17 protein-coding genes, 1 tRNA gene and 1 pseudogene are annotated in these 19,616 nt (G+C 60.5%); 8 read left to right on the top strand and 11 right to left on the bottom strand.

The window, feature by feature from the left end; all coding sequences use genetic code 11:
• Positions 1 to 648: pseudogene (locus G3O01_RS03395) on the bottom strand (helix-turn-helix domain-containing protein); the annotation flags it as partial.
• Between the two features lie 291 nt (positions 649 to 939).
• Between G3O01_RS03395 and G3O01_RS03390 the strand changes: the two are divergent.
• From G3O01_RS03390 to G3O01_RS03380, 3 genes are all read left to right on the top strand, one after another.
• Positions 940 to 1,626, top strand: coding sequence for a hypothetical protein (locus G3O01_RS03390; protein ID WP_205803022.1), 687 nt, complete (start codon positions 940 to 942; stop codon positions 1,624 to 1,626).
• A gap of 97 nt (positions 1,627 to 1,723) precedes the next feature.
• The gene (locus G3O01_RS03385) at positions 1,724 to 2,158 is read left to right on the top strand and encodes a hypothetical protein (protein WP_205803019.1); all 435 of its coding nucleotides are present in this window, start codon (positions 1,724 to 1,726) and stop codon (positions 2,156 to 2,158) included.
• 236 nt (positions 2,159 to 2,394) lie between these two features.
• Positions 2,395 to 3,453, top strand: a complete 1,059-nt coding sequence (locus G3O01_RS03380) for a hypothetical protein (RefSeq protein WP_205803018.1) — start codon at positions 2,395 to 2,397, stop codon at positions 3,451 to 3,453.
• A gap of 18 nt (positions 3,454 to 3,471) precedes the next feature.
• Here the strand turns inward: G3O01_RS03380 and G3O01_RS03375 are convergent, their stop codons facing one another.
• The 9 genes from G3O01_RS03375 to G3O01_RS03335 form a co-directional block, all read right to left on the bottom strand.
• A complete protein-coding gene (locus tag G3O01_RS03375; RefSeq protein ID WP_205803017.1) occupies positions 3,472 to 3,864 on the bottom strand; it encodes a hypothetical protein in 393 nt (130 codons plus the stop codon).
• Between the two features lie 96 nt (positions 3,865 to 3,960).
• Positions 3,961 to 4,629 carry an RraA family protein gene (locus G3O01_RS03370; protein ID WP_205803015.1) on the bottom strand — a complete coding sequence of 223 codons (669 nt, stop codon included), beginning with the start codon at positions 4,627 to 4,629 and terminating at the stop codon, positions 3,961 to 3,963.
• Positions 4,626 to 5,666: an amidohydrolase family protein gene (locus G3O01_RS03365; protein ID WP_205803014.1), complete on the bottom strand. Its 1,041-nt coding sequence runs from the start codon at positions 5,664 to 5,666 to the stop codon at positions 4,626 to 4,628. The genes G3O01_RS03370 and G3O01_RS03365 overlap by 4 nt, the downstream gene beginning before the upstream one ends.
• A 60-nt stretch (positions 5,667 to 5,726) precedes the next feature.
• Entirely contained in the window at positions 5,727 to 7,052 is a 1,326-nt protein-coding gene (locus G3O01_RS03360) for an MFS transporter (RefSeq protein ID WP_205803012.1), read from the bottom strand.
• 161 nt (positions 7,053 to 7,213) lie between these two features.
• On the bottom strand, positions 7,214 to 8,116 hold the full coding sequence (locus G3O01_RS03355) for a LysR family transcriptional regulator (RefSeq protein ID WP_205803010.1): 903 nt from the start codon (positions 8,114 to 8,116) through the stop codon (positions 7,214 to 7,216).
• Between the two features lie 143 nt (positions 8,117 to 8,259).
• Complete coding sequence (locus G3O01_RS03350; RefSeq protein ID WP_205803008.1) at positions 8,260 to 9,075, bottom strand: nucleotidyltransferase domain-containing protein; 816 nt, start codon at positions 9,073 to 9,075, stop codon at positions 8,260 to 8,262.
• Positions 9,076 to 9,127: 52 nt separating this feature from the next.
• Positions 9,128 to 10,363: an RtcB family protein gene (locus G3O01_RS03345; protein WP_205803120.1), complete on the bottom strand. Its 1,236-nt coding sequence runs from the start codon at positions 10,361 to 10,363 to the stop codon at positions 9,128 to 9,130.
• Positions 10,364 to 10,426: 63 nt separating this feature from the next.
• Complete coding sequence (locus G3O01_RS03340; protein ID WP_205803006.1) at positions 10,427 to 11,569, bottom strand: slipin family protein; 1,143 nt, start codon at positions 11,567 to 11,569, stop codon at positions 10,427 to 10,429.
• Positions 11,570 to 11,818: 249 nt separating this feature from the next.
• A tRNA-OTHER gene (locus tag G3O01_RS03335) sits at positions 11,819 to 11,890 on the bottom strand.
• A 339-nt stretch (positions 11,891 to 12,229) separates the two neighbouring features.
• On the opposite strand from G3O01_RS03335, the gene rtcR reads away from it, so the two are divergent.
• From rtcR to G3O01_RS03315, 4 genes are all read left to right on the top strand, one after another.
• Entirely contained in the window at positions 12,230 to 13,831 is a 1,602-nt protein-coding gene (rtcR, locus tag G3O01_RS03330) for an RNA repair transcriptional activator RtcR (protein WP_205803004.1), read from the top strand.
• A 100-nt stretch (positions 13,832 to 13,931) separates the two neighbouring features.
• Positions 13,932 to 15,347, top strand: a complete 1,416-nt coding sequence (locus G3O01_RS03325) for a saccharopine dehydrogenase NADP-binding domain-containing protein (RefSeq protein WP_205802999.1) — start codon at positions 13,932 to 13,934, stop codon at positions 15,345 to 15,347.
• 6 nt (positions 15,348 to 15,353) lie between these two features.
• A complete protein-coding gene (locus G3O01_RS03320; protein ID WP_205802998.1) occupies positions 15,354 to 16,526 on the top strand; it encodes a glutathionylspermidine synthase family protein in 1,173 nt (390 codons plus the stop codon).
• Positions 16,527 to 16,532: 6 nt separating this feature from the next.
• Positions 16,533 to 17,213, top strand: coding sequence for a hypothetical protein (locus G3O01_RS03315; protein WP_205802997.1), 681 nt, complete (start codon positions 16,533 to 16,535; stop codon positions 17,211 to 17,213).
• A 5-nt stretch (positions 17,214 to 17,218) separates the two neighbouring features.
• Here the strand turns inward: G3O01_RS03315 and G3O01_RS03310 are convergent, their stop codons facing one another.
• Positions 17,219 to 18,223 carry a LacI family DNA-binding transcriptional regulator gene (locus G3O01_RS03310; protein WP_205802996.1) on the bottom strand — a complete coding sequence of 335 codons (1,005 nt, stop codon included), beginning with the start codon at positions 18,221 to 18,223 and terminating at the stop codon, positions 17,219 to 17,221.
• A 217-nt stretch (positions 18,224 to 18,440) separates the two neighbouring features.
• On the opposite strand from G3O01_RS03310, the gene ugpC reads away from it, so the two are divergent.
• Positions 18,441 to 19,592, top strand: coding sequence for a sn-glycerol-3-phosphate ABC transporter ATP-binding protein UgpC (gene ugpC / locus G3O01_RS03305; RefSeq protein ID WP_205802995.1), 1,152 nt, complete (start codon positions 18,441 to 18,443; stop codon positions 19,590 to 19,592).
• The last annotated feature ends 24 nt before the right edge of the window (positions 19,593 to 19,616 follow it).

Genomic DNA, 19,616 nt, shown 5'->3' with positions numbered 1-19,616 from the left:
GCGCAGAACGTATCGATGTTCAGTTCGTACATCGCGCGGCCAAAGTGCGTCACGCTGCGCCCCGTCTTGCCGGCGCACGTGCTGCGGAACACGCTCGCGCGGTCGCTGTAGAACGCCACCGGCTTGCGCATCATCGACATACACCAGCAGCGTGCAGGCCGGCGCGCGGTCCTCGAACCAGCGGTGATCGCTGCCGTCAATCTGCACCAGTTCGCCCAGGCACGCACGCCGCGCCCGTGGCTGGTAGAGCTTCGGCGGACGCTGTTTGCGCGGCACCCACAGGCCGGCCTCGGTCATCAGCCGCCTGACCGTCTCCTTGGCCAGCCGGATGCCGTGACATTCCTCGAGCTTCTCGCGCGCCAGCGTCGGCCCGAAATCGGCATAGCGCTCGCGGATGATCGTCAGGGCCCGCACCGCCAGCCCTGCGTCGAGCTTGCGGTTACCCGGTCGGCCACGTCTGCCGGAGGCCACGCCGGACGGCCCACGCTCGCGATACCGGGTCACCAGACGTTCGACCTGGCGCACGGTCAGGCCCAGCCGTTCGGCGGCACGGCCGGGCTTCAGGCCGATCTCAACGATGGCCTGGATAACCTTCAGCCTGTCCAGTTCGCGCATGCTCAGACTCACCAGTGTGGTGTCCGGCTTCATGGCTGGCTCCCGCATGGTTGCAGCACGGTGCCAGCTTGCCAGCGTTCAGAAACACGACATCTGTAAATAGCCAGAACACGACATTAGGATAGAGCCGCTACAACCAAAACGGTGATAATTTATGTTATGTCAAATTAAGAAATAAAGAGACCAACTTTCAGCCATGCTGGCATCGACATACGGGCCCCATGCCTCCGGCGACAGATCAACAGCAATCCCGGTTCATTGCCGCCGAATCAATAATGATCTATGTTCGGACACCATCCTGACTATCGGCGGCCGCGCTAACAGATGAAGCAAAAACCAATAGCCGCTTTCGCACTTACCGTCTGCTGCAGCGTGGCCCATGCAGGCAAGCTTTACGACGGATACGACTCGTTCTACGCCGATCAGGCTGGACAAGTATTCCCGTCTCCCGTTTCGAACGACTACCTTCCTGCGACCTACGGACCGAATGGCGACACGACGGCATCATGGGAGGGACAAGTCGGCAAAATGCGCATCAAACTGACAGTCACCGGCCGGAGCGTACGTATCAACAACCGCGTGCACCGGCTCGCCGACGCGGTGCGTTCAAATGGCGACAATCGCGTAGACCTGGACCCCAGATCCGTGACGTTGTACCTGGCATCCGACGCAGGTACGACAGGCCCAGCCATCTGCATCGAATCAACGGGTACTGGCTCTGGTACTGCAGACAGGTATAGCCAGGTGTACGCCATCAGCACCCAGTCCCGGTCCGGCATCCGCCTGTTCAAATTGCCCAGCCTTTTCGGATCTTGCCGCAGCCTCGTTCGACAGCAAGGCGCACTGCGATTCCCGATATTCTCCTATCGACGGGAGCCGAATATCGATGATCCCGTGGGCACTGAAGTCCAATATGCTGAGATCGAAGGCACGCAATACACAAGCACTGGGCAGCGTCTCACGACCCGCTTCACCGACCCGACCAACGTATTCAGATTCACTGTCGAATGAGCACACCCGAATCGGCTGCGCACCAAAACCACAACAAACTTCTTTTCCGCCTGACACACAATCGAAGCATCTTCCACGCTACAAACGCCCTGCTTCCATGACACGCACCAAGCTTCTGGTTTTATCGTCCTCGATATTCATCGCCCCTTTGGTCGCCCACGCAGAGATAACGCGTGACACGTTTTGCTTCAGTTCCGGCGGAGTGAACTCAACAAATTTCGAATTGCGCACGTATTACGACTCTTCCAGCAGCCTGTCATGGGCGTTCGTGAGGTATCAGGGTTCGAATCAATCGATTCCATTGATCATGGATGAATCAGCTGCACGGACGCTCGACAAGAATGCGCCGGATGAACAAACCACGACTTGGGTCGAGATATACAGGAAGCAAATCACCGGTGAATATCGGATGGTAAGTCAGGGAACGATGGTCCCTTCAATGATTTATACCAACAGGAAAAGTGGCAAAAAGACCTCGTTTGGATTAAATGCCAGCGCGGTGACAGACAGCGGTAGCTGCGACTGGAAGTGACACCGTCCACTTCTCAGCTACCGGGCCCGAACGATCCTCACGCTTAAAAAAGACCGCCTGAACATACTCCCCACAGGGCCACAACACGCAACCACACTGCGATACCGTTCGATATCGACGAGTGGTTTTGCATCGTCCGCCAAAATACAGAGTCCTGATGGCGGAAGTATGTTGGGCCTCTGGCCGGCGTCTATCCTTAATCGGGGCATTCGCGCAATTGACCAAGGAGGCGTGTAATGAAACCCGCACTCTTTCTAGCCGTCGTCAGTATGTTTTGCGGCGCCCAGCTGGCGCATGCCGTCTGCTCCCACGACGCCGTCTTTCTCACGCTCAATGATCAGATTCGCGGGTATTCCGCGCGCGCCAATGGAGCGACCGAACCCTGTCAGGTGCTGCAAGGCCCGCTTACCACCCTCAGGTCGGCCGGGGCGACGGTGATCGACAGGAGGGATTCCTTTCACCTTGCGCAATTCGGCGACACCACCGTCGACATCTTTCCGCGAAAAGCCGAGGGCAATCAGTCGCCCAGTCGCTCCTTCATGTTGATAATGACGAATGACTTGCCCGGTATCGCGGTCGACTCTCGCCTCAACGACTTCGTCCTGAGCGTTCGTCCCTCGACTGCGTGCGTGATGGTCGTTCCCGTCAATAGCTCCGGGCCAATACCCAATCCCGTCCGCATTACCGATCCGAATATCACCCAGTACCAGAGCATCGCGATCGATAGCGACGACAACCTGCTGATCGCGGGTTATGACATACAGGGAACGGCGATCATCGACACGTTCGGCACGAGCCGAAGCGTGAGCGCGCCACCGCTTCTGCGCAGCCTCACAGGTCCCAAAACCGGCCTGTTTCCGGGCCGCGATGTGTTTTTCTCACAGATCGCCACGTCGATCGCCGTCGATCCTCGTACGGACGAATTATTCGTCTACAACACGACAGCGGATGCGAGCCAGAACCAGGTGAGCATTTTCGCCGCCAAGGCGAATGGCAATGTGCGACCGATACGGACCATCAGCGGCCCAGCCACGGGAATCATCGGTGATCGCTTACCGTTGCCGGGTAACAGGATCGCCGTCTCACCGGATGGACGGCTTTTCGTCACCAATCCCAACCTGCGCATTCTCGTGTTCGCGCCGGGAGCAAGGGGCGATGTGGCGCCGTCTCAAGTCATCGACGACTCCACGCCCAGTTCGGCCCGATCCGCGGGGATCGCCTTCCGGTCGGGACACGACAGGAAAGATGATGAAGACGGATGCTGGAGGAAAACCGATGACGGCGGTAGAAACTAGGCGGACCAGCTTGCGCCTTCAGATCCCCACATCCACGACCAGCTCCGCCTTCAAAGCCCGAATCCTTCTATCGACAAAGTAGCCGCCGCCTTCCGTATAACGCAAATAGAGGCGCCCGCACTCGGAACACTGCCACACGCCGCACCGGTTATACGGAAAGTACTGCGGCGCGATGGGCGCGTCGGGCGCCCAATATTGAACGTTATCCGGCCGATACTCGGCAAACGTCGGCTCAGGATCATCCTCGCGCATGAGCGTTGCAATCTCGACGAGCTTCGATTCGTCGAGAGACAGCGGCTGCGACTGCCATCCATCCAGCGGCGTTCTTGTGCAGCCGCACGCTGCTGCCTCATTCGCTTCAGCCTGCCGCGCGAGTGCGACGAGAGCCGCCGCGTCCACATAACGTGTCATCTTGTCGTGCCTGTTTCCGGATTGATTCAACGCCGACGGCGCGAGCGTCACTTATACATCAACTCCACTCACACTGCTGCGCCGCCAGCCCAAATCTCACCCGTTCATCATCCGCTCGCGATGCGGCGTCACCCACGACCGGTCAAAACGCCCTTCCGCGATCGATCGCAACGCAGCCGCCTCCTTCGCGCCCTGCTTGCGTGCGCCTTCGATCACGTTCTCCACATCGGCAGGCGAAATTGCCAGCAACCCATCTTCGTCGCCGACGATGATATCGCCCGGGTTGACCACCATCCGCCCGACTGTCACGGGCACGTTGATTTCGCCCGGCCCGTTCTTGTACGGCCCGCGGTGCGTGACGCCTCGCGCATACACGGGAAAATCGCGCTGACGTATCGAGCCGACATCGCGTATCGCGCCATCGATCACGAGCCCCCGAACACCGAGGCTTTCCGCAAAGCTCGCCATGATGTCGCCCATCAGGGCCTGAGTCAGTTCGCCGCCACCGTCGATGACGAGCACATCGCCCGGCCTGCAAAAATCGAACGCGCGATGAATCGCGAGATTGTCGCCGCCGCGCGTGCGCACCGTGACGGCCGTCCCCGCCATGGCCTTGGGACGGTGATAAGGCTGCAAGCCCACGATGCCGCTCGCGCGCGCCATGTTGTCGCTAAGCAGCGACACGGCAAGCTCGCGCAACGCATCGAGCGTGGCCGCGCTCGCCTGCGGAGCAGAGTCATATTCGCGCCAGCCGATCGGATTCATATCGTCGCCCCTTCCATTGCCAGTTGTTTGTCGATTTGCGTCGTGAGGCGTGCGTACACCGCACGTGCGTTGTCTTCGTAGATACGCTGCCGGTCGGCATCGCTGAGCCATTCGATTGCGTCGATATAGCGACGCGTGTCGTCGTAGTAGTACCCCGTCTCAGGATCGACGCCCTGCACCGCGCCGATCGTTTCCGACGCAAACAGAATGTTGCCCACAGGTATCACTTTCGCGAGCAGTTCCGCGCCCGGCTGATGATAGACACACGTATCGAAGAACACGTTGTTCAGCAGATAGTCCTTCAGCAAAGGCCGTTGCATGTCCTGCGCGAGCCCGCGATATCGTCCCCAGTGATACGGCACAGCGCCGCCGCCGTGCGGAATGATGAACCGCAAGGTCGGAAAATCCGCGAACAGATCGCCTGTGAGCAGCTGCATGAACACCGACGTATCGCCATTGATGTAATGCGCGCCCGTCGCATGAAAGTTCGCATTGCACGACGACGACACGTGAATCATCGCGGGCACGTCGAGTTCGACCAACGCTTCGTACAACGGGTACCAGAAGCGGTCAGTCATCGGCGGCCCTGACCAGTGGCCGCCCGACGGATCCGGATTCAGATTGCAGCCGATAAAGCCCAGTTCCTGAACGCACCGCCGCAATTCGGCAATGCTGTTCGCGGGTGCCACGCCGGGCGCCTGCGGCAACTGGCACACGCCGACAAAATGACGCGGAAACAGCGAGCACACGCGATGCACGAGATCGTTGCATTCGCTCGACCATGCCGCGTTCGCCTCCGCGCCCGCCAGATGATGGCCCATGCCCGCTGCGCGCGGTGAGAAGATCGTGAGGTCGGTGCCGCGTTCGCGCTGGATGCGGCGCTGCCCCGTTTCAATGCTCTCGCGAATTTCGTCGTCGGTGATGACCGGGCGAGGCGGTACAGGCGTGCCGTCCTTGATGGCGGCGATCTGCCTGGTGCGCCATGCTTCGTGCTGTCGCGGCGACGTCGTGTAATGACCGTGGCAATCGATAATCATGTAGCAAACCCTTTGAGTCCCTGCTGCGATAAACCTGCAATAAAGCTGCGATAAACGTGACTAGCTGCCGGTAGCGGCGTCGCCTTCCGCGAGCGCAGAAGAAGCGCTCTCCTCTGGCGGCGTGACACGCATCACGAGCGCGATGATGGTTGCGATCACAAGGAACGCCGCAATCGTCAGCAACGCCAGCGAGAAGTTACCCGTCGCGCGCCGCACGAGTCCGATGCTCCATGGGCCGACGAGCCCGCCAAACTGCGCGATCGTGTTGATCAGCGCAATCGTCGCTGCGCCCGCCGCGCCCGTGCGAAACGACGACGCCAGACTCCAGAACAGCGGATTGCCGGCGTAGATGAAGAGCCCGGTGACGCACAGCAACGCATACGCGAGCAGCGGATTGGGTGCGTAGGCACTGCCTGCTATCGCAATGGCGCTCGCGCCATAGACGAATGCGAGGTGCTTCTTGCGGTCGCCGGACCGGTCGGAACTGCGGCTGATCAGGAACGTGCCGAGCACGCCGAACAACGGCGGCGCCGCTGAAAGAAAGCCGACTTCGATATTGTTCAGATGCCCGAGGCTCTTCACGATCTGCGGCAACCACAGAAACAGCCCGTAAATCCCCACCAACGCGCAGCCAAACAGACACGCGAGGCTCCAGACGCGGATATCGCCCGCTACGCGCAGGAACGACACATGCGTGTGACCGCCCAGTGCTTCGCGCTCCGCTGCCAGCGTCGATTCGAGCCAGCGCTTTTCGTCGTTGGTGAGCCATGCTGCGTCGCTCGGACGCTCGGTCATGATGCGCAGCGTCAAAAGGCCCAGCAGCATCGCGGGAACGCCTTCGAGGATGAACATCCACTGCCATCCGTGCAGCCCGAGCAAGCCATCCGCGTAGGTCATCAGCGTCGTCGAGATCGGGCCGCCGAGAACGGCCGAAAACGAGCCGGCAATGATGTAGCCGCCGACGGCGCGCGCCCGGTAGCGTTCTGGAAACCACTTGGTCAGATAGACGGCCACACCGGGCAGAAAGCCCGCTTCCATCACGCCCAGCAGAAAGCGCAGCACGTAGAAGCTGGTGTCGTTGAAGACGAACGCCGTGGCGGCCGCCACCGCGCCCCACGTCAGCAGGATGCGCGCGATCCAGCGGCGCGCGCCGACGCGATGCAGCAAAAGGTTGCTCGGCACTTCGAGCAGCATGTAGCCGACGAAAAAGATACTGCCCGCAAAACCGAACACGGCGGGACTGAAGCCCATATCGCCGTTCATCTCGAGCGCCGCGAAACCGATATTGATGCGGTCGAGATAGTTGAAGAACATCATCGCGAAGAGCAAGGGCATGAGCCGCCCGTACACTTTGCGCATGGTGGCCGCTTCATCGATGCCTGTCATCCTGTCTCCTTCCTGAACGCGCGACACTGCGGTCGCTTCTTTCCTGTGGACTGAGCGCGGTACTCGCGGATCGCGAATACAGCATCAGCTACCTGTTCGATGGTATGAACGCGCAGGCAGGAAGTCCAAGACGAGATGCTTATGCTTGTATAAGGTTCGTCTTATAGTGTGCCGTCGTCGTCGAGCGGCGGCGGAAGGCAGCGCAGGAAGGCGAGCAGATGCGGCGACGTGTCGTCGGTGCGCCAGGTGGCGGCGAGCGTCGAGCGCTGCGATGAGCCCGGGCCTGTGAGATGGCGGAATACGACGTCGGTGCGGCCATGCCGTGCCACCGACTCCCCCACCACCGTCACGCCCAGCCCTGCAGCAACGAGCGCAATGGCTGTTTGTATTTCGTAAGCCTGGTGCGCGACGAACGGCGTCACGCCCGCATCGCGATAGAGCGACAGCACCGAGCGCTTGTACTGCGCATTCTGATGCTTGGGATACAGGATCAACGGCGTATCGGCCAGTTCGGCGATGGTGACTTTCTTTCGTTTTGCAAGGGGATGATCCAGCGCCATCACGATGACGAGTTGCTCGCGCAACAGCACACGCGACGCATAACCCGCCATCGTCACCGGTTGCCGCCCGATGCCGACGTGAATGCGCATGTCGCGCAGCGCGTCGGTCTGTTCGTCGGTGAGCATTTCGTAGAGCTTCAGTTCGACCTGTGGGAACTCGCGATGAAATGCCTTTAGCGCGGGTGGCAAGATGCTGTACATCGCCGAGCGCGTGAAGCCGACGCTCAGCCAACCGCGCCGGCCCATGCCGATTTCGAGCGCGCCGAGCGTCGCCTGTTCGAGCGAACCGAGTATCTGTTTTGCTTCGGTGCTCAGATACTGCCCCGCTTCCGTCAGCCGCAACGGCCTGCGCGTGCGGTCGATCAGTTGTGTGCCAAGCCGCTCTTCGAGCGCGCGGATCTGCTGGCTAAGCGCGGGTTGCGCGATATGCAGACGCTCGGCGGCGCGGCTGAAGTTCAGTTCTTCAGCGAGCGTGACGAAACATTGAAGCGCTCTGAGGTTCATTGGGTGGAATGGACGCGTCGAATTGTCAGGCGCCGACATGATGACATGCTTCGCGCGTTGCGACGATCGGCTTGGTTCATCGCGCAACCGCACGTGCATCTGACGGAAAACAGCAGGCGCGATATCGTCGCGCCTGCTCTTCACTACGCATCATGCGTCAACACGTCCCACAGAAAAGCATCCAGCATGCCGACATCCCCATAAGGCCGCTTGTACTCGCGGTCATGCGCGGCGTCGTCGAGCATCGCCTGTACGAACGCGTGGATCGCCGGGCGTCGTGGCCCATACTCGCTCTCGTTCGCCTTCATCTTCAACTCGAGTAACTCGTCGACCTCGGCGAGCAGTGCGGAATCATGGACCGTCCCCGCGACGAGGTCGGCGAACCGCATCGGCGGCATGCCGAGACCGGCATCGATCCAGCGCACGGCAAGCAACGGTCGAAGCACATAGAGATACTTCTTGTAGCGCACCGTTTCGTCCTGCAGGTAGCCGCGAAAATTTTTCTTCGCCATCGACAGATAGTGATGCCGCCCGCGCATTGGAGAAAAAAACGCGTCGGCGAGACCACGCAGCCGCGGTGTCCAGTGCCCATCCTCGCGATAAACCACGGGTGAATCCAGCCATTCGAGCAACGTCGGATTCGAGCGATGCAGCAGTTGCAATGCCTTGCGCAACTCCCAGCCGCTCACATCGAGCACGTCGTCTAGCGGCCGCTCGATGACGTCGCGCTGCGGCTCGACCTTGAGATACCAGTCGCGCGCGTGCACATACAGAAAGCGCACGTCGTAGTCGCTGTCGGGCGATGCGAAACCCCAGCCCCGGCTGCCCGACTCGCATGCATAAAGCACCTTTACCCCGAACGTACGCTCAACGTGGTCCAGTTCCTCCATCACGCGCTTTCGCACGGTGGGATCCACCGGGTGCGTGTAGCGCACCTTTGTCATGTTTTCGGATTTCATTTCCTGTTCTACCTTTTTCATACTCGCGTGGATTGCACCACGCGAGCCTGCCCTATCCCTTCACGCACACCACCTGACGCAAGGTGTGCACAATTTCCACCAGGCTACGCTGCGCGGCCATCACGGCATCGATGTCCTTGTAGGCCATCGGAATCTCATCGATCACGCCAGCATCCTTGCGACATTCGACATGCGCCGTGACTCGCACATGGTCCGCCACGGTGAAGCGACGCTTGGCCTCCGTGCGGCTCATCGAGCGCCCTGCGCCGTGACTGCAGGAGCAAAAACTCTCTGTATTACCGAGCCCGCGCACGATGAAGCTCTTCGCGCCCATCGATCCCGGGATGATCCCAAGCTGCCCCTTCTGCGCCGACACAGCGCCCTTGCGCGTTACGAAGACATCGGCGCCGAAGTGGCGCTCCTTCTGAACATAGTTGTGGTGACAGTTCACCGCATGTTCATCGACACTGAACGCCTTGCCGATCGCCTTGTGCGCCGCGCCGATCACTGCACCCATCATCACCTCACGGTTGCGGCGCGCGTATTCCTGCGCCCAGCTCACGGCGCCGACGTAATCGTCGAAGTGCCGGCTACCTTCCTCGAAATACGCGAGGTTTCGATCCGGGAGGTTCGCGATGTGCTGACGCATGTCGGCTTGCGCGAGTTCGATGAACAGATTCCCGATCGCATTGCCGACTCCGCGCGAGCCGCTGTGCAGCATGAACCACACGCGCTCCGCCTCATCGAGGCACACTTCGATGAAGTGATTGCCTGTACCCAACGTACCCAGATGCGAGTAGTTGTTGGTCTTCTCCAGCTGCGGATACTTTTGTGTGATCGTCCTGAAGCCGTCTGCCAACGTCTTCCATACGTCGCTCACCGGCTGCGGCGCGCGCTCGCCCCATGCGCCCGGGTCGCGGCGCCCCGGCACACGACCATGCGGCACCGCGCGCTCGATCTCGCCGCGCAGTCCGGCGAGCGAGTCCGGCAAATCGCCAGCCGTGAGCGAGGTACGGACAGCCATCATCCCGCAACCAATATCGACGCCAACCGCGGCCGGGATAATCGCGCCTTGCGTCGGAATCACACTGCCAATGGTCGACCCCTTGCCCAGGTGCACATCCGGCATGACGGCGAGGTGACGGAAAATGAACGGCATCTGCGCGGTATTGCTCAATTGCATGCGTGCATCGTCTTCGACGTCAACGCCTTGCGTCCACATCTTCACCGGCTTGCCGTTTGCCAGTTCCATCACCTGGTAGTCTTTGTCATCCGTCGTGTAGCTCATTGTCTTGCTCATTTTGTATGCATCCCTTTCCAGGCGCGGCGGGTGTGCCGCCGCGCTCATGTGTTACTGACCCGCCTTGATGCTCACCAGTCCGTTGAGCACCTGATCGAGTCCACCGAACACCGAGATCCGGTCGATCCGTTCCGCAATCCGCTCCAGCGTTTCCAGTTCCTTCAAACGCAACGCGGTCGGATTTTCCTCCATGACCTTCGCCGTGTTCAGCAGCGACCGCGTTGCCGCGGTTTCTTCGCGGCGCCGGATCACGTTCGCCTGCGCAGCCTTCTCGGCTTCGACCACCTGCGCGAGGATCGTCTTCATATCGCCCGGAAGCACGATGTCCTTGACGCCAACACTGCATACCTCGACGCCCGCTTCGGCAAGCCGCGCCGAAACCTGCGCGGTGACGACCTCATCGATCATCTGCTTGTCTTCCAGCAACTCATCGAGCGTGCGTGTGCCGACCGCGGCACGCAAGGCAAACTGCAACTCGCGATACAGATGCTCCACAGGCTTTTGCAAGTACGAGAACGCGCGCAATACATCTGCAAAGCGCCACGTCGCTGCGAGATTCAGCCGCAATGCGACCTTGTCGCGCGTGAGTATTTCCTGCCCGCTCACTTCGAGCGCCTGCATGCGCAGATCGACGAGCTCAACGCTGATATCGCGGTTATAGCGCCAGAAGCCGAACATTCCTGCCTCGAGCAGTCGCTCCACCTTACCGTCGATTTTCAGAACACCGACGTTGTACGCCGCCACCTGGACGAGCAACGCGCCGTTCAGCCCCGCCATGCCGCGTGCGCGTAGCGCCGGCTGCAGGAGGCGCTGAACCAGCGTGTCTGGCATCTCGCAGTTGCTCGCAAGATTCACGCGTTCGAGGCGATGCTCGACAAGCCCACGCCAATAGAGCCTGCGTGTGCCAGGCGGCAGCAGTTCGACCAGCGAGCCGTTCTCATAGCGCAAGCCGGCTTCGTCGTCCGCCAGGTCCATCGCAACGAAGTGCTGTGCGACGACGTCCGGAGCCTGCCGCCGCAAATAGTCGCCAAGCAACGCATCGGCCAGCGGGGCATCGACACTCACGGTCTTCACCGTAAGCCGGTTGAACGGGTCAAAAGCCTTGAACACGCCCGGTTCAAGCACCTTCACAAAGTCGCCTTCGCTCAGCAACAGCGCACGCTCATTCTTCTTCACTACATATCGCTTCCACATCTTTTTATCCTTTTTTATTCGACCACCGGCTGCGCGCGTCACACGGATCGCGGAGCGGCGCGAACAGGCGGGCGGCGGGAGAACTCGCAAACGCGACGCACGGCCCGGAATTCGCGAGCGGTGTGCCACGCTTGCGCGTGCCTCCCGACACCTGGCTGCTCACGCGGGACCATGACCGGTCCGACGCGCGGCGGGCCTCGCGGCCCGCGCCGGCGGGTACTGCTTCGTTACAGGACTGTCGTTGAAGACAGCGTTCGAGCGGGATTCGAACCCGCTACCAATCGACCGCAGCCGATTGCTCCACCGTTGAGCTATCGAACCTGGTAGATGCCCCGGGAATCGAACCCAGGCGAGACACCAGCACATCTGCACCTTCATTTGCCCATGGCGACATACGCAATTGCGACGAACGGTGTTCGGCAAACGCGCACCAGCGAGGCTTCTGGAACCTCGGCTCGTGGACCAGCGGGGCATCCGGCGGGAGCATATATAGCGAGCAACGTGCCAACGTGGCACACGCGAATCGCGCCGTGCACACAACCAGTTGAATCAAAAGAGATTTGCGCGTCCAAACGAGCTTGCGGCAGTACCCGGGTCGGGTAAGGTGTTCAACTCAAAATGATATTATTCGATAGTCTTCTATAAAAACGGATAAATCCAATGCGCAAGACGGTCGCTATCGGTTTTCTCGGGACAGTGCTGGACCTCGGCAGCGGCGCCCGGCGATGGCGCAAGTGGCGGCCGACCATCTGCCTATGCGATCAACCCACTCAGGCAATCGACCGACTCGAACTGCTGCATCCGCCGAGCTTCGAGCGGCTCGCGAATCGCATCAAGGACGACCTGGCCGACCGCTGCCCGCATACCGAGGTGCGCCTCACGCCGCTTGCAATTCAGGACCCGTGGGACTTCGAGGAGGTCTACGCGACGTTGCATGATTTTGCGCGCGCCTATCCGTTCGATCTCGATCGTGAAGACTATCTGGTCCACATCACAACGGGCACACACGTCGCGCAGATCTGCTGGTTTCTGCTCGCGGAAGCGCGTTATCTCCCGGCGCGGCTCGTGCAAACTGCGCCGCCGCGCCAAACAGATGAAGGCCCGGCTAACGCAGGCACCGTGTCGGTGATCGATCTCGATCTGTCGCGCTACAACCGCATTGCGCAGCGATTCACACGTGAACGAGACGAAACGGTCTCATTCCTGAAAGCCGGTATCGCGACGCGCAACGCACAATTCAACACGCTGATCGAACAACTCGAACGGGTTGCAGTGCGCTCCCGTGCACCGATGCTGCTCGTTGGACCCACTGGCGCAGGCAAGTCGTTCCTTGCCAAACGCGTCTATGAACTGAAGCGTGCGCGGCACCGCCTGACTGGACAATTCATCGAAATCAATTGCGCGACGTTGCGTGGCGACGCCGCGATGTCGACCTTGTTCGGTCATGTGAAAGGCGTGTTCACCGGCGCGCTGAACGCTCGCGCAGGGCTGCTGCGAGCGGCAGACGGCGGCCTGCTCTTTCTCGATGAGATCGGTGAACTGGGACTCGACGAACAGGCGATGCTGCTGAAGGCAATCGAAGAAAAGCGCTTCTTGCCGGTCGGTTCGGATGTCGAGGTCACGAGCGATTTCCAGCTTATCGCCGGCACGCATCGTGATCTGCGAAAAATGGTGGCCGCTGGTACGTTTCGCGAGGACCTGTACGCGCGGATCAATCTCTGGACTTACGAGCTTCCCGGGCTGGCGTCGCGCCGGGAGGATATCGAGCCAAATCTGGATTTCGAGCTCGATCGTTTCGGGCAAGAGCAAGGCGAACGGGTGCGCTTCAATGTCGAAGCGAAGCGTCGCTATCTGGCCTTTGCGGCCGCCGGGCGTGCGGCATGGCCGGGGAATTTCCGCGAATTGTCCGCCTCCGTTACGCGCATGGCCACGCTCGCCGACGCCGGGCGCATCACCGAGGACATCGCCGCTGAAGAGGTCGAAAGACTCAATCGCACCTGGTCGAATGACGAAACGCTATCCGATCTGGTGGACGCTGTGATGGGCGTGCGGGCTGCCGATATCGATCTGTTCGACCGCGTGCAACTCGCAAAAGTCATCGACATTTGTCGCACGTCATCGAGTCTTTCGGATGCGGGCCGCACACTCTTCGCGGTCTCCCGCGCAAACAAGAAACAACCTAACGACGCGGATCGCCTGCGCAAGTATTTAGCGCGTTTCGACTTGAGTTGGGAAGATCTTCGAAAAGGAGACGTTCAGTGAATTCTCTATCAAGGCACTTTACATCGACCAGCGATTTGACAGATTTTCCCTGAATCCAGCGTATGCTTGCGTCTGCGTCGTCATCAGACCAACTCTATTAATGCAAAACGCACGCAAAGTTGTCATCATCGGTTTCGGGAATATCGGGCAGGCAGTCATTCCCTTGCTTCAACGAACATTTCCGCAATGGCCCATCATTGCCGTCGACCAACACGGCAATCCTGAACGAGTCGATCTTGCTAAAGCATTAGGTATCACGCTTATAACAAGCCGTATTACGGAATCGAACTTCCGGAACGGACTGTATCCGCTTCTTTCTCCGGGCGACTTTCTACTCAATCTGGCTTCCGCCGTCAGTAGCTGCGCGCTGATCCGGCTTGCACACGAGGCGGACGCACTGTATCTCGACACGGGTATCGAGCCGTGGGAATACGACCTCGCTTCCGCTTCATCGACATCGAACTATGCGCTGCGTGAACAGATGCTCACGCTCAAGCGAAATAATGGCAACACACCGACCGCGTTGGTAGCACACGGCGCGAATCCCGGTTTCGTTTCCGTGCTCGTCAAAGCTGCCTTGCTCGAAATGGCGCGCAAGCTCATCGCGCAACCGGACGACCTTCGCACGCCCGCAACCCGTTCCGAATGGGCCGCACTGGCCGCACAACTCGACGTTCGTGTGATCCAGATATCCGAACGCGATACGCAACGCACGCTGGCGCATCGAGATCCCGGTGTGTTCGTCAACACGTGGTCGGTGGATGGCTTTGTTGCCGAATGCCTGCAAGAGGCCGAGCTTGGATGGGGAACGCACGAAGGCTCACTGCCCGTGAATGCGCGCACGCATCGCGACGGTTGCCGCGCTGCGATCCAGTTGGATACACGCGGTCACGAGACCGTCGTCAAGACCTGGACGCCATTGCACGGTGAATTTTCTGCCTGCGTGCTGACGCATAACGAATCGATTTCGATCGCGGACTATCTGACGCTCGAAAACGGCGGAAACGTTGCCTACCGTCCCACTGTGTATTACGCGTATCGGCCAACGGATTCGGCGATCCAATCGCTTTCGCTCCTTCCAGAGATTGCGCACAGTTCACCCGAGCATCAACGGGTTCTCAAGCATGACATTGCCGACGGCATCGACGAACTAGGCGTTCTGGTCATGAGCGGTCTGGGCGTTTCTCTCTGGCTTGGATCGGCGCTTTCGATAGACCGGGCACGCGCCGTTGCGCCCTTGAACAACGCGACGAGCCTTCAGGTCGTATCGAGCATTGTTGGCGGCATGAAGTGGATGCTCGATCACCCGCGTGCGGGGATCGTCGAATCCGACCATCTCGATCACGTCGCGCTGCTCGAAGCAGTTCTTCCCTATTGGGAACCAATCCAGTGCCGATATACAGATTGGACGCCGGATCCACTGAAGCGAGATCTCGTGCTGCGCGAGTTTCTGCAGCCTCGGCATTCACTCGAATCGCATCAGGCGCACGAACCCGAAGCAATCATCAGCATCTGACAACGCATGGAACGTATCGCACAGGCACCTCGCGCGGACTGGCCGGCACGCCTCGAATCAATCGGCTTTCATTTTCATTCGCTCGATGAAGACAACATTGCGCAGCCCGTCGATCAGCATACATTCGTCTATTGGCGCGAAGATATTGCCTACCGGTTTTCCGAAGCCGAAGTCGAGTCGATCTATTCCGCCGCGCTCGAACTGAACCGCTGCTGTCTTGCGGCCGTCGACTATGTGATCGACCACGACCTGTTCTACCGGCTCGGCATTTCATCGACCTTTGCGCAATGGATCCGCACGTCATGGGAACGCGATGACCCTACGCTGTACGGCCGTTTCGATCTGACGCTCGACGCTAACGGCACGCCAAAGATGTACGAATTCAATGCGGACACGCCGACGTCGATCATCGAAGCAAGCCTTGCGCAGTGGTTCTGGAAAGAAGACGTGCGCCCCGCCGACGATCAGTTCAACAGCCTGCACGAGTCGCTGGTCGCGCGTTGGGGCTTCTTGCGCCGACACTATGCGGACAGGCAGTGCCTGCACTTTGCCTGCATGTTCGACAGCCAGGAAGATGTCTGCAATGTCGAGTACCTGATGGATACCGCGATCCAGGCCGGATGGGCCGTCAAGCTGATCGATATGAAGGACATCGGGGTAGACGGACGCGGCAACTTCGTCGATCTCGAAGGCAGCACGATCGAACTGATGTTCAAGCTCTTCCCGTGGGAATGGATGGCGACCTCGGCCTATGCAAAAGATCTCTTCAACGATCGTTGCCGCTGGGCCGAGCCGCCGTGGAAAGCCGTGCTTTCCAATAAAGGCATCTTGCCGATTCTCTGGGAGATGTTTCCCGATCATCCGAATCTGCTTGAAGCGTCGTTTTACGAGGCTCATTTCAGCAGACGCCCGTACGCAAAGAAACCCCTGCTGTCCCGCGAAGGCGCCAACGTCACGCTCGTCACGCCAGACGGGAGAATCGAGACGGGCGGCGAATACGGCCGCGAAGGCTTCATCTATCAGGCATGGTCGCCGACGCCCCGCTTCGGCGACCGCTTCGTGACACTAGGCGCCTGGATCGTCGACGACGCGCCCGCAGGCCTGTGCGTGCGCGAGCAATCCGGACCGATTGCCACGAACACGTCGAACTTCGTACCACACTATCTCGTTCGAACCTGAAGTACGATGAATCAAAAGAAGAAGACCGTTTTTCCGAAAGCAAACAAGAACGCTACGCCGCTGCATAACCGCAAGACGCCTTTGCTTCTGCTGGTCGGTGCGGGCGGCATCGCGGCCTCGGTTGCCATTCTGCACGGCTGCGATTCGAGCCCCGGCGAGTCCGTCGTGAACGTCGAACGGGTGCGCTATGCGACGCGCGAAGCGTGTCTCGAGGACTGGAACAATCCCGGCGACTGCCAGTTCGTCGAAGGCGAAAGGGTCGGGGCGGCAGCAGCATCGGACGCATCGGATACGCAGGCCATCTCACCTCAGGCCGCGTCGAACACCTCACACTCGGGCGGAAGTGGAGGCGCACACGGCGGCGGATACGGCGGCGCAAAACGCACGGCGAGCGCCGAGTCGGGCTGGTATGGCCCGTACTACACCGAGGAAGGCGCGGTTTATCACAGCAATGGCACGCATACGACCGGCGGCGTCCCGCTGACTCCGCACGGAACGATGACCTCGCTCGTGATGCGGGAAAGCTCTCTCGGCTCCGGGTCGAGTGCGTTCAACAAGTCACCGGCGTCCGTGTCGTTCTCGGAGAGTCACGCGATCTCTCGCGGAGGCTTCATGTCGGGACACGGCGGCGGCGAAGGCGGTGGCGGGCATGGTGGCGGTGGCGGACACGGTTCAGCAGGCGGTTGATCATGTCACGTCGACTGCCGCCTCACCAGCGTTGGCAAAGGCGCGATCACAGCAGGCGGTTGCGCGTCGCCATGCGGCTCATGAATCAACCGTATCAGCAGCTCAATCGAAGCCCGCGCGATCGCTTCCGTATTGATCGCCACAGTGGTCAGCGACGGCCGCACCTGATGCGCAAGCTGAATATCCGTAATCCCGATGACGGACACATCGTCGGGCACTTTGCGGCCTAACGTGGCCAGCGCCTGCAGCGCGCCGATCGCCAGCAGATCGTTCGTCGCGAAGAGCGCGCTCAGATGCGGCTCGCGCTCCATCAATTCCATGCAAGCGGTAAAGCCCGCATCGATCGTATCGGGAATCTGCAGCACGGCGGCATCGTCAGGTTCGAGCCCAGCTTCACGCATCACTTCGCGGAAACCCGTTGCACGCGCATCCTGCAAGCCGCCGCACCCGTCGCCGACCAGCATACCGATATCGCGATGCCCCAACTCCAGCAGATGCCGCGCCGCAAGCGCGCCAGCATGCGCGAAATCGACGGCGACGCACGGCAGCGCAGGCAGTTGCTCAGGGTGCTCCCACAAGCTCAGCACAATGGGCGCACCGACCGCCGCGGACTGACACAGTTCGTTGATCGCGATATCCGTGTTGAGCACGAGCACGCCTTCAGCAAGCGTGCCCGCAATCTGCGTGAGATACGCGCGGCCGATTTCCGCGTCGTCGTCCGTGTTGCACACCATCAGGAAGTAACCCGCACGCCGCGCCGCGCGTTCGGCCGCCAGCACGAACTCCGGATAGAACGGATTCGCGATGCTCGACAGCATCAGCGCCAGCGTCGGCGAGCGCCCTTCCGCTAACGCGCGTGCGTTCAGGTTCGGCCGGTAGCCAAGATCGCGGATGGCACGCATCACGCGCTCGGCCGTTTCGGGCCGCACCTTGTCCGGGTTGCGCAGTACGTTCGAAACGGTCGCCGCCGTGACCTGCGCGCGTCGCGCGACGTCGCTTAATGTCGCCATGCCGGTAAGTTTAAGAAAGATCCCATATTTAGAGACAGCGAATCAGATGTTGCACACTCATCGCAGGCTTTGATAACTTTGAGCGCAAAGAGACAGGAGACAGACATGACCGCTTCTTCGAGCACACCCGAATTTAAACGCTTAAATCCACGCCGCGCAAGCCTCTGCGCGATTTTTTTCAACGCGAATTTAAGCGTTTAAATCCAGGGAAAACACCATGTCTGCAATCTCCCTGGCGAACATCCAGAAGACCTTCGGCGCGAACGCGCCCGTCATCCGCAACCTCAACCTGGAAATTGGCGCGCACGAGTTCTGCGTGTTTCTCGGTCCGTCCGGTTGCGGCAAGTCCACGCTGCTGCGCATCGTCGCGGGTCTCGAAGATCAGACCGACGGCGACGTGACGATCGGCGGCCAGTCGATGAACGGCGTCCCCGCTGCCGAGCGCGGCGTGGCGATGGTGTTCCAGAGCTATGCCCTCTTCCCGCACATGTCGGTCTACGAAAACATGGCGTTCGGGCTGAAGCTCGCGAAAACACCGAAGGCCGAGGTCGACCGCAAGGTGCGTGAAGCTGCGCGCGTGCTGCAACTCGACGCGCTGCTCGAACGCAAACCACGTGAGCTCTCGGGCGGTCAGCGCCAGCGCGTCGCGATTGGCCGCGCGATCGTGCGCGAGCCGGGCGTGTTCCTCTTCGACGAACCGCTGTCCAATCTCGACGCGGCACTGCGCGGCCAGACGCGCATCGAAATCGCGCGGCTGCATCAGCGCTTTGCGCAGGCGAGCGTGGTGTATGTGACGCACGACCAGATCGAAGCCATGACGCTCGCCGACAAGATCGTGCTGCTCCACGCAGGCGCGGACACGCAACGCTTCGGCAGCATTGCGCAAGTCGGTGCGCCGCTCGAGTTGTATCACCGGCCGCGCTCGAAATTCGTTGCGGGCTTTATCGGCTCGCCACGTATGAATTTCGTCGACGCTGAAGTCGATTCGATTTCGCGCGACAACGTGCAAGTCCGGCTCAAACAAAGCGGTGCGCTGTTGCGTGCGCAAGTCGATGGCGCCCGCTTGAGGCGCAGCCAGCCCGTTACGCTCGGGATTCGTCCCGAACACATCCGCCTCGACGGCGATGCGCAGACGCTCGCGGTCAGATCGTTGATTACGGAGCAGCTCGGCGAGCACAGCTACGTGCATGTCGAATGCGCGGACGGCACGCTGATCGCCAAAGCACCCGGCGATGTGTCGATCCGCAATGGCGAGCAACTCGCGCTGCGTGTGCCCGCCGACGCCTGTCATCTGTTCGATGAAGAAGGCATCGCAATGGAACGCACGGTCGCGATCGAGTCGCAAGCAGTCGCATTGCAAACCGCGTAAGCACCCACGCGAACCGCGCCTGCC

The sequence above is a fragment of the Burkholderia sp. Ac-20365 genome, assembly GCF_017104715.1.
GTDB lineage: Bacteria > Pseudomonadota > Gammaproteobacteria > Burkholderiales > Burkholderiaceae > Paraburkholderia.
Note: the sequence above shows the minus strand (reverse complement) of the source record. Positions and strands in the feature narration are given on the sequence as shown.

Coding starts and splice junctions, on each gene's coding strand:
- G3O01_RS03390 (WP_205803022.1), top strand. CDS start 940: ATGAAGCAAAAACCAATAGCCGCTTTCGCACTTACCGTCTGCTGCAGC.
- G3O01_RS03385 (WP_205803019.1), top strand. CDS start 1,724: ATGACACGCACCAAGCTTCTGGTTTTATCGTCCTCGATATTCATCGCC.
- G3O01_RS03380 (WP_205803018.1), top strand. CDS start 2,395: ATGAAACCCGCACTCTTTCTAGCCGTCGTCAGTATGTTTTGCGGCGCC.
- G3O01_RS03375 (WP_205803017.1), bottom strand. CDS start 3,864: ATGACACGTTATGTGGACGCGGCGGCTCTCGTCGCACTCGCGCGGCAG.
- G3O01_RS03370 (WP_205803015.1), bottom strand. CDS start 4,629: ATGAATCCGATCGGCTGGCGCGAATATGACTCTGCTCCGCAGGCGAGC.
- G3O01_RS03365 (WP_205803014.1), bottom strand. CDS start 5,666: ATGATTATCGATTGCCACGGTCATTACACGACGTCGCCGCGACAGCAC.
- G3O01_RS03360 (WP_205803012.1), bottom strand. CDS start 7,052: ATGACAGGCATCGATGAAGCGGCCACCATGCGCAAAGTGTACGGGCGG.
- G3O01_RS03355 (WP_205803010.1), bottom strand. CDS start 8,116: ATGAACCTCAGAGCGCTTCAATGTTTCGTCACGCTCGCTGAAGAACTG.
- G3O01_RS03350 (WP_205803008.1), bottom strand. CDS start 9,075: ATGAAATCCGAAAACATGACAAAGGTGCGCTACACGCACCCGGTGGAT.
- G3O01_RS03345 (WP_205803120.1), bottom strand. CDS start 10,363: ATGAGCTACACGACGGATGACAAAGACTACCAGGTGATGGAACTGGCA.
- G3O01_RS03340 (WP_205803006.1), bottom strand. CDS start 11,569: ATGTGGAAGCGATATGTAGTGAAGAAGAATGAGCGTGCGCTGTTGCTG.
- rtcR (WP_205803004.1), top strand. CDS start 12,230: ATGCGCAAGACGGTCGCTATCGGTTTTCTCGGGACAGTGCTGGACCTC.
- G3O01_RS03325 (WP_205802999.1), top strand. CDS start 13,932: ATGCAAAACGCACGCAAAGTTGTCATCATCGGTTTCGGGAATATCGGG.
- G3O01_RS03320 (WP_205802998.1), top strand. CDS start 15,354: ATGGAACGTATCGCACAGGCACCTCGCGCGGACTGGCCGGCACGCCTC.
- G3O01_RS03315 (WP_205802997.1), top strand. CDS start 16,533: ATGAATCAAAAGAAGAAGACCGTTTTTCCGAAAGCAAACAAGAACGCT.
- G3O01_RS03310 (WP_205802996.1), bottom strand. CDS start 18,223: ATGGCGACATTAAGCGACGTCGCGCGACGCGCGCAGGTCACGGCGGCG.
- ugpC (WP_205802995.1), top strand. CDS start 18,441: ATGTCTGCAATCTCCCTGGCGAACATCCAGAAGACCTTCGGCGCGAAC.